This is a genomic window from Caulobacter sp. KR2-114, from assembly GCF_049446115.1.
Taxonomy (GTDB): domain Bacteria; phylum Pseudomonadota; class Alphaproteobacteria; order Caulobacterales; family Caulobacteraceae; genus Acaudatibacter.
Window position 1 is genome coordinate 227,892 of sequence record NZ_JBMSEC010000005.1, and the last position, 13,654, is coordinate 241,545.

A 13,654-nucleotide genomic window follows, 5' to 3' on the forward strand; every position below is an offset into this window, starting at 1 on the left:
TACGCTCCTGGTTGCGTGTGGTTTCGGTTGAGGCGGGTCTCAGGCCCGGCCGTGCGCGGCGGCCTGCCAGGCGGCGAGACGTTCGGCCGAGGCGTCGGCGCCGATCGCCGGCTCGAAGCTGCGGTCATAGCGGGTGAAGCCGCCGCCCTCGGCGGGGCCGAGCAGGCCGACCCCGCGCGCGGCGCACAGGGCCGCGCCGGCCGCGGTGGCCTCGCGCAGGGCGTGGCGGCGGATCGGCCGGCCCAGCAGGTCGGCCTGGATCTGCAGGAAGGTGTCGTTGGCGCTGAGGCCGCCGTCGACGCCCAGGGTCTCGGGCGGGCCGGCCGGCAGCATTGGCCCCACGGCGTCCAGCACCTCGCGCACGCGGAAGGCTAGGCCCTCCAGCCCGGCCCGCGCGATCTGCGCCGGCGAGGTGGCGAGGGTCAGGCCGCCGAGGCCGCCGCGACGGGACGCGTCGCCATAGGGCGCGCCCAGGCCCTGGTGCGCCGGCAGGAACCAGGCCCCGCCGGTGTCCGCCGCCGAGGCCGCCATCGCCTCGAACCGGGCGTGGCCGCCCAGGCGCGCAGCGGCCCGCAGCCAGTCCAGCGCCGAGCCGGCGGAATAGACCATGCCCTCCAGGCAGAAGCTGGTCTCTCCGTGTACGGATGACAGCACGAACGGGGGGATCTGCGGGCTCTGGAACACCAGCTGCGGCCCGGTGCCCACATCGAGGGCGGCGGAGGTGCCGTAGGTGACCTTGGCCTGGCCGCCATGGGCGATCAGCGCGCTCTGCTGGTCGGCGACGTCGGCGGCGATCGGGACCTCGGCGCCCAGCACCCGCCCGGCCGCGTGGCCCATCACCCCCCAGGTGTCGACCAGGGCCGGGAAGGCCAGGTCGTCCAGGCCCTGGTGCGCGATCAGGGCGGCGTTCCAGCCCATCGTGCCGAGGTCGAGATAGGCCGTCGGCCAGGCCTGGCTGCGGTCGGTGGCGTGCACGGCGCCGCCGCTGAGGCGGTGGATCAGCCAGCTGTCGACGTTGCCCCAGGCCAGTTCGCTGGCCGGGGCGCCGTTGGCGGCGACCATGGCCTGAAGCTTGGCCGCGGCCTGCTGCGGGGCGCTCATGAAGCCGGCCTGGCGCAGGGCCTTGGCCGCCTCGACGCCGCGCAGGTCGCTCCACAGCACCAGGGGGGAGGCTGCGCGGCCGGTGCGGCGGTTCCAGAGCACGGCGCTGGTGCGCTGGCTGGTGACGCCGATGGCGGCCAGGTCGGCCGGCTTGCGCCCGACGGACTGCAGCACCCGGTCGACGGCGCGCCGGGCCGTCCGCCAGATCGCCTCGGCGTCCTGCTCCAGCAGACCCGGCGCCGGCGCGCGCACGCTCAGCCGCGTGGCCGCCATCCCCACCAGGTCCCCGGCGGGGGTGAACAGGCCGGCGCGCAGCGACGTGGTGCCGACGTCCAGGCTGAGCAGCAGCTCAGGCATCGGGGATCAGCGCGCCCGGGTTCATGATTCCGTTCGGGTCGACCGCGGCCTTGATCCGCCGCAGCAGGGCGGCGCCCTCGGCGCCCAGCTCGGTCTCCAGCCAGCCACGGCGCACCCGGCCGATGCCGTGGTGGTGCGAGAGGCTGCCGCCGTTGTCATGGGTGGCCTGCATGATGCGCCGCCAGCACTCCATGTACGTCGCCTCCATCTCGTGCGGCCCGGCGGTCTGCACGGCGAAGGTGAAGTACAGATTCAGGCCGCTGCGGTAGACGTGCGAGGAGTGCGCCGAGGCGGCCATGCAGCCGGGAACCTGCTTCAGCGCAGCCACCGCGTCGTCGTAGACGCCGGCGATCTTCGTCCAGTCGGCCGAGACTTCCACCGTATCGGCGACGATGTTGCGCGACAGGATCGAGTCCCAGCCGGGCACGTTGTTGCGGTGCCCCAGCCAGTGCTCGACGACGTCGCTGGGCGCGGCCGGGATGTGGGCCTCGGCGGCCAGCGCGGCGACGGCGGCGACCTCGGCGTCCACCAGGGCGGCCGGGCCCTCGTGCACCATCAGGATCGCGCACTGGGTCAGCCGCTGATCCATGCGCCGGCTCTCGCGCTCGTCGTATTGGCGCATCACCGGCGGGCGCCAGCCGCGCTGGACGATCTCGCGCTGCAGGGCGATGCCGGCGCGCATGTCCGGCGCCTCGAAGCAGCTCAGCGCCCGCTTCTCCGCCGCCCGGCGCAGCGAGAAGGTGACGCCGGTGATCACGCCCAGGGTCCCTTCCGAGCCCATCAGGATGTGGCGCAGGTCCGGGCCGGCGGCGGCGCGCGGCCCCTTGCCCAGCACCACCAGGTCGCCGTTCGGCAGCACCGCCTCGATCGAATGGATGATGTCCTCGATGTTGCCGTAGGCCGTGGAGAACTGGCCCGAGGCGCGGGTGGCGACCCAGCCGCCGACGGTGCTGATCGCCACCGACTGCGGCCAGTGGCCGATGGTCAGGCCCTGCGCGGCGACCGCCTCTTCGGCCTCCAGCCCGTTCCGGCCCGCGTCGAAACTCGCCAGCAGGTTCTCCGCATCGATCGAGCGCACCGCGGTCATGGCGCCCATGTCCAGCAGGATGGCGTGTTGCGAGGCGATCGTGCCCCCGACCACGCCGCTGCCCAGGCCGAACGGCATCACCGCGATGCGCTCGGCGTTGGCGAAGCGCAACAGGGCCTGCACGTCGGCGACGCTCGTCGGCCGCACCACCGCGGCCGGGCGCGGCGCGGGCGTCCCGGCCAGGTCGCGCACGTGGCTCACCATCCAGTAGTCGTGCCGGCGGGCGTCCAGGATCGCCGGATCGGTCACGACGACGCCCTTGGGGAGGACCCTTTCGAGGGCCTCGGTGACGGTGGTGGTGGTCAAGGTCGGTCCTTCTCTGTTTCTCCCTTGCCCCTTGTGGGGAAGGGTCGGGGATGGGGGTGTCGCACCAGTCTCGACGGACCGCGCTGGCGCCCCCGCCCCCAACCCCCTCCCCGCGAGGGGGAGGGGGCTATCGCAACGCGCTCATATTCTGGTCCCAGATCGCCTGACACGCTGCGATCTGGCGCTCGGCCTCTTGCGGCGACCAGCCCAGCAAGGGGGCCATGGCGGCGGCGGCCTGCGCGAGCCGCTCGGGGGCCGGGTCGAACCAGGCCCTCGCGCCGCGGCGCACCCAGTAGTCCTCCAGCGTCAGCGCGCCCTCGGCCTCGACCGCATGGCGCGCCTCGGCGGCCACGTCGCCGCCATGCAGCGCCACGGCCGGCGCCTCCGAGCCGTACAGGTCCACCAGCCGCCGTGCGGCCGGCGGTTCCAGCCCGTGGTCGATCAGCGACGCGGTCGCCCGGTCCACGTCCACGTCGCCGCCAGGCAGCGGATCTGAGTCGGTGCGGCAGGGGCTGGGCTTGCGGCCGAGGGTCTCCTCGATGCGGTCGACCACCCGCTCGGCCATCTTGCGATAGGCCGTCAGCTTGCCGCCGGCGATCGCCAGCACCCCGGCCGGGCCGGTCCACAGCTCGTCCTTGCGCGAAATCTCCGAGGCGGACTTGCCCTCCTCGGCCACCAGCGGGCGCACGCCCGACCAGGCCGAGAGGATGTCGGCGTGGGTCAGGCGCAGGCCCGCAGCGCGCAGGGCGACGGCGTCCAGCAGGTAGTCGGCGTCCTGGGCGGTGATCGCCGGCCACAGGTCGAGCTGCGGATAGAAGGTGTCGGTGGTGCCGATATAGGTGGTTTCGCCCCGCGGCACGGCGAACACGCTGCGCTTGTCGGCGGCGGGCAGGATGATGGTGCGGTCCACCGGCAGCCGCTCGCGGGAGACCACCAGGTGCACCCCCTTGGTCAGCTTCAGCCGCGGTGCGGCGCCGGCGTCCTCCAGGGCGCGAATGGCGTCGACCCAGGGGCCGGCGGCGTTGACGATCACCCGGGCCGTCAGGCGCGCCTTGCGGGCAGGGTCGCCAGCCGCGCCCGGCAACGCGTCCGTCACCGCGATGCCGACAGCCTGGCCGTTCTCCAGCACCAGGGCGTCGGCGCGGGCGTAATTCAGCACCAGGGCGCCGTGGGCGGCGGCGTCGCGGACGTTGGCCAGGGTCAGGCGGGCGTCGTCGGTGAGATACTCCGGATAGACTACCGCCCCGGCCAGGTCGTCGGCGCGCAGGGCCGGCTCCCGGGCGACGACGTCCTTCTGCGACCACACCTCGTGCTTGCGGCTCTTGGGCACGCCGCCCAGCTTCTCGAAGGTCCACAGGCCCGCGCGCAGCTTGGCGATCACCGCGGCGGTCTTGGCCGGGATCACGAACGGGGTCTCGCGCGCCAGGTGCGGGGCGATCGCCTGCACCGCCTTGCGCTCGGACGCCGCTTCACGCACGAGCGCCAGATCGCCCATGGGCAGGTAGCGCAGGCCGCCGTGGATCATCTTCGACGAGCGGCTGGAGGTCCCGGCGCCGAAGTCGCGCTGTTCGATCAGCGCCACCCTCAGGCCGCGCTTGGCGGCGTCGCGCGCCACGCCCGCGCCGGTGATGCCGCCGCCGATCACCGCCACGTCGAACGGGCCGGTCTCCAGGGCGTCGAACAGGGCGTCGCGGTGGCGCAGGTCGAGTCTGGCGGTTGGCATGGCGTGGGGCGCTGTCCTGGCCGAAAGGTCGCGCTTCTATGGCGCCGGACAGGCCCCTTGCCTACCCCTTAGGTGAGTTAACTCATATATAAGAGTAGGTGTCGTCACGCCGCTTCCCCTCCTGACCGTCATCCCCAGGCGGCAGTCCCGAGGATCCATGAAGACGTGCAAGAAAGTCGCAAGCGGCAGCGGAGCATTGCTCGAGCGGCAACCGTCTGCCGTGGCGCGCCCCCCGAAGCGCGCCACGCGTTCTCACGATGCACCCTCGGGACTGACGCCCGAGGGTGACGGTGAGGGGAAGGAGAAGTGAAGACGAAGCCCTCACCCGCACCGCACGGTCATCTCAAGCCCCCCTTGGAACGGCAGCGTCATCGTGCGCAGGCGGTTGGCCGGATCGGCGATGAAGGCGAAATAGGCGCCGTAGGGCTCGCGGTAGTCGAGGGTGTTGTCGGCGATGATCACGGCGCCGTCGCGCAGGTGCGGCGAAACCAGCTCCAGGGCCGGGCGGGCCATCTCGGTCCAGATGTCCATCAGCACGAAGTCGATCGGGCCGGCGAGACTCTTCAGCGTCTCGCGAAGGTCGCCGACCCGCAGGTCGATCAGCCCGTCCAGCCCTGCGGCGCGGAAGTTCGCCCGGGCGGCGGCGGCCTTGTCCGGCTCGTGCTCCGTGCCGATCACCAGGGGCGCGGGCCCCTGTCCACCCGCGGCGGCGTTGTCGCGCGCCGCGGCGGCCAGGTAAAGGGTGGAGACGCCGAAGGACGTGCCGATCTCGACGATCCGGCGCGCGTTCATCGCCCGGCACAGGCCGTAGCAGAACTCGGCCTTGTCGCGATCCAGCGCCACCAGCTTGTCGGCCATGAAGCGGTGCGCGCCCTCGTCGAGGCCCTTCCAGTCCAGCTCGTCGGCGGCGGCGCGGCGGGCGAGATAGGCGCCGATGGCGCCCTCCTGGCCTTCGCTGCGGGCGTGAAGGGCGTCCAGCAGGGCGTGCAGGTCGGCGTCGGCGATCAGGCTCATGGCGGTGCTCCAGGCGCGCCTTGCCCGGCGCGGGCCAGGGTCTAGGACCTTGGAAAGCCGACGCGCTTGCGCCAGCCGGCCGGAAACTGTCGCCGGCGCGCCAAGGTGGACGCACCCGGCCCGTCGGGGCAGGGTCGCACCCGCCCAGAAGGAGATCGGCATGCGCTTCATCGACCATGCGGAAGTGGACCGTCGGCTGACCTATGAGGTCTGCATCCCGATCGTGCGGGAGGCGATGATCGCCCTGTCGGCCGGCCGCACCCGCCAGTTGCTGCGCTCGATCATCCCGCTGGCCGGCACGCGGCTGTTCGGCATCATGCCGGGGGCGCTGGGCGAGGACGCCGCCTACGGGGCCAAGCTGATCAGCGTCTATCCGGAGAATTTCGACCGCGGCCTGCCCTCGCACCAGGGGGTGGTGATCCTGTTCGACCCCGAGAGCGGGGCGCCCACCTGCGTCGCCGACGCCGGCGCCATTACCGCCATCCGCACCGCCGCGGCCAGCGCCGTGGCCACGGACGCCCTGGCCCGCCCGGACGCCACGCGGCTGGCGATCCTGGGCTATGGCGAACAGGCGGCCACGCACGCCCGCGCCATCCGCCAGGTGCGGCCGATCGAGGCCGTTACCGTCTGGGGACGCTCGGCCGACCGCGCCGCCGCCTTCGCCGCGCGGATGCAAGCCGAACTGGGCGTTCCCTTCACCGCCGCCGCCAGCGCCGAGGCGGCCGTCGCCGCGGCCGACATCGTCTGTACGGTGACCGCCGCCCGCGAGCCGGTGCTGCTGGGCGCCTGGGTGCGTGACGGCGCGCACATCAATGTCGTCGGCTCCGGGTTCGCCGGCCCCAGCGAGATCGACAACGCCCTGGTGGTCCGCGCACGGTTCATCGCCGACAGCCGCGAGAGCGTGCTGGCTCAGGGCGCGGAATTCCTCAACGCCAAGGCCGCCGGGCTGGTCGGCGACGAGCATGTGGTCGGCGAAATCGGCCAGGTGCTGGCCGGCGAGATCCCCGGCCGGCAGTCGGCTGACGAGGTGACCATTTACAAATCGCTGGGTCACGTGGTGCAGGACCTCGCCAGCACCCAAGCCTTGCTCAAGGAAGGCGTTTGACTTCTCTCAACAACATTCAGGTCGTTTAAACCTGATTAGCAATCACCCGCACAACAATAGGCGGCCCCTTGAAGACCTGTTTGACAAGTGTTCAGGGCATATGACCGGGACCGCGCCGATATAGACCATCGGCGTGCGGAGAGATGCTCCCGCATAGGACGAAGCGTGACCATGAATTGCGCTTGTGACGGTTTTTCTCTTGCCCTGATGCTTTCCAACGGTTAGGAGCGGCGTCGAACCGAGGGGTGGGCGACAGTTAACGCCCGGCATCATCTCCTCCCGGCGTCGCGCCAGGTCGCGGTGCGGACGTCCGGAAGAACGAGAAGGCGACTAGACGTGAGTGCCAGCTGGCGGGCCAAGTGGACCGCCGCGTACAGGCTGGCGAGGCGCACCCCTTGGGGTCGTGTTTGTTTCTGTCCGTTCGGGCCGCCGCCGCGGGTCTGATCGCCGTCACGGCGATCGCCGCATCAAACCAACTGCTGGCCGACGCGCTGGCTCCGACCTCCGCCCTGAGCGAGACGGTCTCGGGCGCCGCAGTCACCACCGCAGTGTTCAAGGCGCCCGACGCGTCCGTGACCGACCTTAAGCCCACCGCCGCCGCGGATGGGGCCCAGGCGACCCCCACCTCCCTCGATCTGCTGGTCCGCGCCGCCATGACGCATCGCGACGCCCCGGTGGATACCGAGCTGGAGTGCATGGCCAAGGCCATCCATCACGAGGCGGCCAACCAGCCGCTGAAGGGCCAGCTGGCCGTCGGTCAGGTGATCCGCAACCGCAGCCAGTCCGGCCGCTTCCCCAAGTCGTTCTGCGCCGTGGTCAACCAGCGCGGCCAGTTCTTCTCCACCGCCCGCTATGCGGTGAGCGGCGACAAGCGCTGGCAGACCGCCCTGGCCGTCGCCCGCCTCGCCGAGCAGCAGTCGACGCCGCAGGTGGCCCCGGGCGCCCTGTACTTCCACGCCGCCTACGTCCGCCCCGCCTGGACGCATCACCGCCAGATGGTGACCCAGATCGGCGCCCACCTGTTCTACCGCTAGGCCGTCGCCCCGACGCAACGACGCCCGGTCGCAGCGGCGGTTAAGGTCCTGGTCACCGACGCACCTCAACTCAGGGCGAATGAGGACGGCGGCTTCACCCCGATTCGATCATGGCGCGGCGCTTCGCGTGCCGCCTGCGCATGACGCCAACAGCTGGCGGATCCTGATGACCTGGCTGGGTCCTCAGGGCCGGCGCATGGATCAGCCCGGCGCGGTGGAGGTGGACACCCCCTCCGGCCGCCTGCAGGCCATGCCCGGCGACTGGATCGTGCTGTCGGTCACCGGCGATTACCACATCGCCGCCGGCCAGGGCCGCTGGGGCGAAGCCTAGAGCCTCTCAGGGTCAGATGGGCTCGTCTGCCCGTTGAAAAAAGCTCTATCTTCAAAAGTTTATAGCGTGTTCGAGCGGCGAGCCGCGCGCACTTTCGCCTAACATGCTTAGCGCGGCGCCAGGTCGAGCCACAGACGCCGCATCCAGGCTGGCGCGGCGCCCGGCTCCACAAGGTCCCAAGCTCGGGTCAGGCGCAGGCCGGCCCGCCGTCCGCAGGTCCAGGCGGTGTCGGTCATGTGCGCCCGGGCATGCTTGGTGATGATCAGCACCGGCCCGCGGGGCATGGCGGTCGCCTCGAGCAGGTCCACCGCCGCGCCCGACCGCGAGAGATTGCGGATCCGGCAATCGGCGGAGACGCCGGTCTCGACGAACGCGAGCTTGCCGCCGAGGAACACTCTCAGGCGGCGCTCCACACGCCGCTCCATCGGCCGCGGGGACCCCGCCACTTCACTCGCCCATTGCGACATACTCTACTCCGGCACTCGTCCCAACGTGGAACGCACACAGCCATAGGCTGCAAGGCGCGGGCCGGACCGCCTGGGGTCTCAGGCCGTTTCCGGGGAGCTCTCGATCGAGGGCTGGCCTCGCACGCTCATCGGCGCGAAGTGTGCGCGGTATTCCGCCGGGGTCATGCCGGTGGAGCGCTTGAACAGGCTGCGGAAGAAGGCCACGTCGTCGTAGCCGACCTCGGCGCTGATCGACTGGATCGGCCGGCCGTCGCGCTCCAGCATCGCCTTGGCCGCCTCGATGCGCAGCGCCTGCAGATAGGCCGCGGGCTGGCGGCCGGTGGCGGCCTTGAAGTGGCGCACGAAGGTCCGCTCGCCCAGGCCGGCGCGGTCGGCCAGGGCGCGCGTGGAGATGTCGTCGCTGAAGTGGGTTCGCAGGAACCCTTCCACCCGGCGGATGCGGTCGTCGTCGTGCGGCTGGCCGACCGGCAGCATGGCGTAGCCGGACTGGTGGATGCGCGGCATCGGCGCCACGAGCGCCTTGGCGCACTGCACCGCCACCTCGTGGCCGCACAGCTTCTCGACCAGGTACAGGCTGACGTCGATCGAGCCGCACACCCCGCCACTGCACAGCAGCCGCTGGTCCTCGGTGACGAACATCTCCGGCCGCCATTGCACCTTCGGATAGCGGGCGGCCAGGCGATCGGCCACGGCCCAGTGGGTGGTGGCGATGCGCCCGTCCAGCAGGCCGGCCTCGGCCAGGTAGGCCGCCCCCATGCACACCCCGGCGACATAGGCGCCCTGGGCGTGGTGACGCCTCAGCCAGGGCAGCAGGGCGCTGTTCTCCACCATCTTCAGGTCCAGCTCGAGGCCGGAGGTCGGGATGATGACGATGTCGGTGCGCTCGACGTCGGCGATCGCACCTTGCGGCCGGATATCCAGGCCATAGGGGCTGCGCACGGACGCGCCATCGACCGACACCGTGCGCACGCGGAACGCCGGCTGCGCCGGGCGGTCGTGCAGGTCATTCCAAAGCGCGCCGGCCGAGTGGAACACCTCCACCGGCATGATCGCCGTGGACGACAGGCCGTCGTCCAGCAGCACAACCGTCACGTCCAGCATGCGGGGCGCCTCCGTGGGCCCGAAGGGTCTCACGACCGCCCTCCCACTTCCAGGCTCAGCCCGCCGTGGTCGGATCGATGCCGCCGGTCAGCTCGGTCACCTTGTTCGCCGGAAAGCCCGACAGGCGCGCGTGCTCGTGGATCGCCGCCTCGTCCTCGGCCAGGTACAGGCAGAAGGTCTTGTCGGCGGCCACGAAGGACTGCACCCACTGCACCTTGGGGCCGAGCTGCGCCAGGGCGGCGTTGGAGGTGGCGGCGGCGCCCTTGAGCTGGTCGGCGGTCATCTTGTCGACCCCGGGGATGTCGCGTTCGATCAGATACTTCTTCATGGCAGGGCTCCGTTGTTCGATGTCCCCAGGGTGCGGCGGCCGGGCCACCCCCGCCAGAGGGTGATCGGGACAACAAGCGGGGGTGATCGCTGCAGGGGCGCCGCGGCTTCGCGGGGCCTGGGGGCGGCCGGGGCGGCTGGCGCGGCGCGGCGAATTCGACAAGGATCGGCCGGCAAAGGTTCCAACGAAGGATCGCCGATGGACAAGCGCCAGTTCCTGCTGACCGCCGCCGCCCTGACCACCGCCAGCCTGGCCGCCGGCCTGCCGGCGCTGGCCCGTGCACAGGGCGCGCCGCTGAAGCTGATCGGCTTCATGACCGACTTCGACACCAAGGACGACGCGGTGGCGATCTGCAAAGCGGTGATGGACGGCGTCGCGCCCGGTGTGCGGATCATCGATATCACCCACACGGTCGAGCCGTACAACATCGCCGAGGCCGCCCGCTTCCTGGCCGGCACGGCGCCGTATTTCCCCAAGGACGCGGTGTTCGTCGTCGTGGTCGACCCGGGCGTCGGCTCCACGCGCAAGGCGATCATCGCCCGCTCCAAGGTCGGCCAGTACTTCGTCGTTCCCGACAACGGGGTGCTGACCCTGGTGGCCGACCGCGACGGCATCGAGGCCGCGCACGAGATCACCAACGTCGCCTGGATGATCGGCGAGAAGCGCTCGTCCACCTTCCACGGCCGCGACATCTTCTCGCCCACCGCCGCCCACCTGGCCCGCGGGGACGACTGGACCACCGCCGGGCCCGCGCTGGAGGTGAGCCAGCTGGTGCGGCTCGACCTGCACAGCGCCGCCCTGAGCGACAAGGGCATCGAGGCCGAGGTGATCGGCCTGGACGGGCCGTACGGCAACCTGGTGCTGAACCTGCCGGCCGAGACCTTCGCCAAGCTCGGCTACGCGATCGGCGACACCGTGCCGGTGACCCTGGCCGGCAAGGCCTATGCCTTCCCCTTCGAGCACACCTTCAGCGACGTGCCCGAGGGCAAGCCGCTGTTCTATATCGACAGTCGCGGCCGCCTGAGCGTGGCGGTGAACCAGGGCAACTTTTCCGAGGTCTACAAGGTGGGCGAAGGCGCGAAGCTGTTCATTCCGCGGAAGAAGTAGGCCGGCGCGTTCGCAGGCCCCTAGACCTCCGCCGAACCCCCGTCGCAGGGCACCACGGCGCCCGTGGTGTAGGCGCTGGCGCGGCTCGCCAGGAAGATGGCGACGCCGGCGATGTCTTCCGGCGTGCCGATGCGGCCGCGCGGGTTGGCCTTGGCGATGGCGTCGCCGGCGCGGGCCAGGGTGGCGGCCATCATGTGGCTCTGGAAGGGCCCGGGGGCGATGGCGTTGACCAGGATGTTGTCGCCCGCCAGCCGCTTGGCCAGGTGCCGGGTCAGCATGATGCAGCCGGCCTTGGAGGTGGAATAGGCGTAGGTCTCCAGGCCCGGCGGCTCGATGCCGTTCACCGAGGCGATGTTGATCACCCGCGCCGGATGCTCCCAGGTGGCGGCGGCGCGCAGCTGCGGCAGCAGCTTCTGGGTCAGGAAGAAGATCGACTTGGTGTTCAGGTCGACGGTCTTGTCCCAGCCGTCCTCCGGATACTCGTCGATCGGCGCGCCCCAGGTGGCGCCGGCGTTGTTGACCAGGATGTCGAGCTTCGGCTCGCGCTCGGCGATGGCCGCGGCCAGCGCCACTATGCCGTCCATCTTCGACAGGTCGGCCGGCAGGGAGATGCAGGTTCCGTAGGCCGACAGCTCCTCGGCGACACGGTCGCAGACCTCGGCCTTGCGCGAGGACACATAGACCTTGGCCCCGTTCTCGACGTAGCCGCGGGCGATCATCTCGCCGATCCCGCGGCTGCCGCCGGTGACCACGGCCACCTTGCCCTCGATGTTGAAGAGGTTGCGCATCAATCCCATCCCGAATGTTCAAAATCCGGGGCGTGCTGGACCAGCCCGGGCCGCCGGTCAAGCGCAGAGCGCGGCGGGTCTGGCTAGGGAACCACCAGGCCGGCGCCGCGGGCCCGGGGGTCGGGCGCGACCACCGGGGTTCGCCCGTTCACCTCGATGGCCTCGATGTCGCCGTTGTAGTCCTGGTCGACCAGGGTGTAGCCGCGCGCCTTCAGCTGGGCCGCCAGCGGCGCCGGCCAGGGCCCGTAGGGCTCGGCATAGATGGTGTTCACCGGCAGCAGCTGGTGGTGGTAGCGCGGCGCGTCCACGGCCGCCTTGAGCGGCAGGTGGAAGTCGTAGGCGTTGACCAGCACCTGGAACACCGAGGTGAAGATGCGCGAGCCGCCGGGCGTGCCGATCACCATGGCCACGCGCCCGTCCTTCAGCAGGATGGTGGGGGTCATCGACGACAGCGGCCGCTTGCCCGGCGCGATGGCGTTGGCCGAGCCGCCGATCACCCCGTACTGGTTGGGCGCGCCGGGCTTGGCCGAGAAGTCGTCCATCTCGTCGTTGAGCAGAAAGCCGGCGCCTTCCACCACCACGCCGGAGCCGAACCAGCCGTTCAGGGTGTAGGTGTTGGAGACGGCGTTGCCCCAGCGGTCGACCACCGAGAAGTGGGTGGTCTGCGGCTTCTCCAGCCCCGGCTGCACCGCGTCGGTGGCCGAGGGCTTCGCCGGGTCGATCTCGCGGGCGCGGCGGGCGACATAGGCCGGATCGGTCAGGGCGGCGACGGGGACCTTCACGCTGTCGGGGTCGCCGAGGTAGACGGCGCGGTCGGCGAACACGCGCTTCTCGATCTCGGCCACGAGGTGGACGTACTGCGCGCTGTTGAGCGCCTGGCCCTGGAACAGCGGCGCCGCGTCGGCCTTCATGTTGAGCATCTGCAGCAGGGCGATGCCCCCGGAGCTGGGCGGCGGGGCCGTGATCAGGGTGAAGCCATGCCAGTCGCCCTGCACCGGTTCGCGCCAGGCCGCCTTGTAGCCTTCCAGGTCGGCGTGGGTGATCAGGCCCTTGACCGGCCCGCGGGCCATCTGCGCGACGATGCGGTCGGCGGTGGGGCCTTTGTAGAAGCCGTCCGGCCCCTGGTCGGCGATGCGCTGCAGGGTGGCCGCGAGGTCGGGCTGGCGGAACTTCAGTCCAGCCTTCAGCTGCGTCGCCCAGGCGGCGAAGTTGGTCCCGTCGCGTTCGGCCTTCGCCCCATCGATGATGCCGATCAGCTGCGGCGTGACCATGAAGCCGTCGCGGGCATAGGCGATGGCGGGGGTCAGATCCTGCTTCCAGCTGAGCTTGCCGAACCGCCTGTGCGCCTCGGCCAGGCCGCGGACCGTGCCCGGAACGCCGGAGGCCAGGTTGCCCACCAGGCTGGCGCGCGGGTCCGGCTCGCCCGAGGCGGTCAGGTACATGCCGGCGCTGGCGGCCGCGGGGGCGGTCTCGCGATAGTCGAGGAAGTACGGCTTGCCGTCCATGTACACGGTCATGAAGCCGCCGCCGCCGAGGTTGCCGGCCTCCGGATAGGTGACCGCGAGAGCGAAGGCGGTGGCCACCGCCGCGTCGACGGCGTTGCCCCCCTGTTTCAGCACCTGTTGTGCGGCGAGGGCGCCATAGATGTCCGGCGAGGCGACCGCACCGGCCGACAGCGCCCGCGAAGCCGCGCCGCGATGCATGGCGGCGTGCGCCAGCGGCCCCGCCAGGGCCGTCGATCCGGCCAGCATCGCCGCCGCCAGCCACCCCGCCAGCCGATAGGTCCAGCCCCGCATGTTCCGCTC

At 71.4% G+C, this 13,654-nt stretch carries 13 protein-coding genes; 4 read left to right on the plus strand and 9 right to left on the minus strand.

Annotated elements, in window-relative coordinates; genetic code table 11:
• Positions 1 to 39: 39 nt before the first annotated feature.
• The 4 genes from ACO2Q3_RS18735 to ACO2Q3_RS18750 form a co-directional block, all read right to left on the minus strand.
• Positions 40 to 1,458 carry an FGGY-family carbohydrate kinase gene (locus ACO2Q3_RS18735; protein WP_423309334.1) on the minus strand — a complete coding sequence of 473 codons (1,419 nt, stop codon included), beginning with the start codon at positions 1,456 to 1,458 and terminating at the stop codon, positions 40 to 42.
• Positions 1,451 to 2,851, minus strand: a complete 1,401-nt coding sequence (locus ACO2Q3_RS18740; RefSeq protein WP_423309336.1) for an FAD-binding oxidoreductase — start codon at positions 2,849 to 2,851, stop codon at positions 1,451 to 1,453. Before ACO2Q3_RS18740 ends, ACO2Q3_RS18735 begins: the two co-directional genes overlap by 8 nt.
• Positions 2,852 to 2,978: 127 nt before the next feature.
• Entirely contained in the window at positions 2,979 to 4,574 is a 1,596-nt protein-coding gene (locus tag ACO2Q3_RS18745; RefSeq protein WP_423309338.1) for an FAD-dependent oxidoreductase, read from the minus strand.
• 321 nt (positions 4,575 to 4,895) lie between these two features.
• Complete coding sequence (locus ACO2Q3_RS18750) at positions 4,896 to 5,588, minus strand: O-methyltransferase (protein WP_423309340.1); 693 nt, start codon at positions 5,586 to 5,588, stop codon at positions 4,896 to 4,898.
• Positions 5,589 to 5,748: 160 nt separating this feature from the next.
• Here ACO2Q3_RS18750 and ACO2Q3_RS18755 point away from each other — a divergent pair, with 160 nt between their 5' ends.
• The 3 genes from ACO2Q3_RS18755 to ACO2Q3_RS18765 all read left to right on the plus strand — a co-directional run bounded on the left by ACO2Q3_RS18755 (position 5,749) and on the right by ACO2Q3_RS18765 (position 8,058).
• Positions 5,749 to 6,693 (plus strand): ornithine cyclodeaminase family protein, encoded by a 945-nt coding sequence (locus tag ACO2Q3_RS18755; RefSeq protein WP_423309342.1) that lies wholly within the window; start codon positions 5,749 to 5,751, stop codon positions 6,691 to 6,693.
• A 407-nt stretch (positions 6,694 to 7,100) separates the two neighbouring features.
• On the plus strand, positions 7,101 to 7,727 hold the full coding sequence (locus ACO2Q3_RS18760) for a cell wall hydrolase (RefSeq protein ID WP_423309344.1): 627 nt from the start codon (positions 7,101 to 7,103) through the stop codon (positions 7,725 to 7,727).
• A 127-nt stretch (positions 7,728 to 7,854) separates the two neighbouring features.
• Positions 7,855 to 8,058, plus strand: coding sequence for a hypothetical protein (locus ACO2Q3_RS18765; protein WP_423309346.1), 204 nt, complete (start codon positions 7,855 to 7,857; stop codon positions 8,056 to 8,058).
• Between the two features lie 107 nt (positions 8,059 to 8,165).
• Here ACO2Q3_RS18765 and ACO2Q3_RS18770 read toward each other — a convergent pair whose 3' ends face one another.
• The 3 genes from ACO2Q3_RS18770 to ACO2Q3_RS18780 all read right to left on the minus strand — a co-directional run bounded on the left by ACO2Q3_RS18770 (position 8,166) and on the right by ACO2Q3_RS18780 (position 9,954).
• Complete coding sequence (locus ACO2Q3_RS18770) at positions 8,166 to 8,471, minus strand: hypothetical protein (protein ID WP_423309348.1); 306 nt, start codon at positions 8,469 to 8,471, stop codon at positions 8,166 to 8,168.
• A 132-nt stretch (positions 8,472 to 8,603) separates the two neighbouring features.
• Positions 8,604 to 9,659 carry a GlxA family transcriptional regulator gene (locus tag ACO2Q3_RS18775; protein WP_423309350.1) on the minus strand — a complete coding sequence of 352 codons (1,056 nt, stop codon included), beginning with the start codon at positions 9,657 to 9,659 and terminating at the stop codon, positions 8,604 to 8,606.
• A gap of 22 nt (positions 9,660 to 9,681) precedes the next feature.
• Complete coding sequence (locus ACO2Q3_RS18780) at positions 9,682 to 9,954, minus strand: DUF4242 domain-containing protein (RefSeq protein WP_423309352.1); 273 nt, start codon at positions 9,952 to 9,954, stop codon at positions 9,682 to 9,684.
• A 198-nt stretch (positions 9,955 to 10,152) separates the two neighbouring features.
• Here ACO2Q3_RS18780 and ACO2Q3_RS18785 point away from each other — a divergent pair, with 198 nt between their 5' ends.
• Complete coding sequence (locus tag ACO2Q3_RS18785) at positions 10,153 to 11,061, plus strand: SAM hydrolase/SAM-dependent halogenase family protein (RefSeq protein WP_423309354.1); 909 nt, start codon at positions 10,153 to 10,155, stop codon at positions 11,059 to 11,061.
• Positions 11,062 to 11,081: 20 nt separating this feature from the next.
• Here ACO2Q3_RS18785 and ACO2Q3_RS18790 read toward each other — a convergent pair whose 3' ends face one another.
• Together ACO2Q3_RS18790 and ggt are read right to left on the minus strand one after the other, a co-directional pair.
• Complete coding sequence (locus ACO2Q3_RS18790; protein ID WP_423309356.1) at positions 11,082 to 11,849, minus strand: SDR family oxidoreductase; 768 nt, start codon at positions 11,847 to 11,849, stop codon at positions 11,082 to 11,084.
• Positions 11,850 to 11,932: 83 nt separating this feature from the next.
• The gene (ggt, locus tag ACO2Q3_RS18795; protein ID WP_423309358.1) at positions 11,933 to 13,645 is read right to left on the minus strand and encodes a gamma-glutamyltransferase; all 1,713 of its coding nucleotides are present in this window, start codon (positions 13,643 to 13,645) and stop codon (positions 11,933 to 11,935) included.
• Between the last annotated feature and the right edge of the window lie 9 nt (positions 13,646 to 13,654).

Excerpts from the sequence above, each read along its gene's own strand:
- ACO2Q3_RS18790 (WP_423309356.1), bottom strand. The coding sequence starts at position 11,849 with ATGCGCAACCTCTTCAACATCGAGGGCAAGGTGGCCGTGGTCACCGGC.
- ggt (WP_423309358.1), bottom strand. The coding sequence starts at position 13,645 with ATGCGGGGCTGGACCTATCGGCTGGCGGGGTGGCTGGCGGCGGCGATG.
- ACO2Q3_RS18755 (WP_423309342.1), top strand. The coding sequence starts at position 5,749 with ATGCGCTTCATCGACCATGCGGAAGTGGACCGTCGGCTGACCTATGAG.
- ACO2Q3_RS18785 (WP_423309354.1), top strand. The coding sequence starts at position 10,153 with ATGGACAAGCGCCAGTTCCTGCTGACCGCCGCCGCCCTGACCACCGCC.
- ACO2Q3_RS18745 (WP_423309338.1), bottom strand. The coding sequence starts at position 4,574 with ATGCCAACCGCCAGACTCGACCTGCGCCACCGCGACGCCCTGTTCGAC.
- ACO2Q3_RS18735 (WP_423309334.1), bottom strand. The coding sequence starts at position 1,458 with ATGCCTGAGCTGCTGCTCAGCCTGGACGTCGGCACCACGTCGCTGCGC.
- ACO2Q3_RS18750 (WP_423309340.1), bottom strand. The coding sequence starts at position 5,588 with ATGAGCCTGATCGCCGACGCCGACCTGCACGCCCTGCTGGACGCCCTT.
- ACO2Q3_RS18780 (WP_423309352.1), bottom strand. The coding sequence starts at position 9,954 with ATGAAGAAGTATCTGATCGAACGCGACATCCCCGGGGTCGACAAGATG.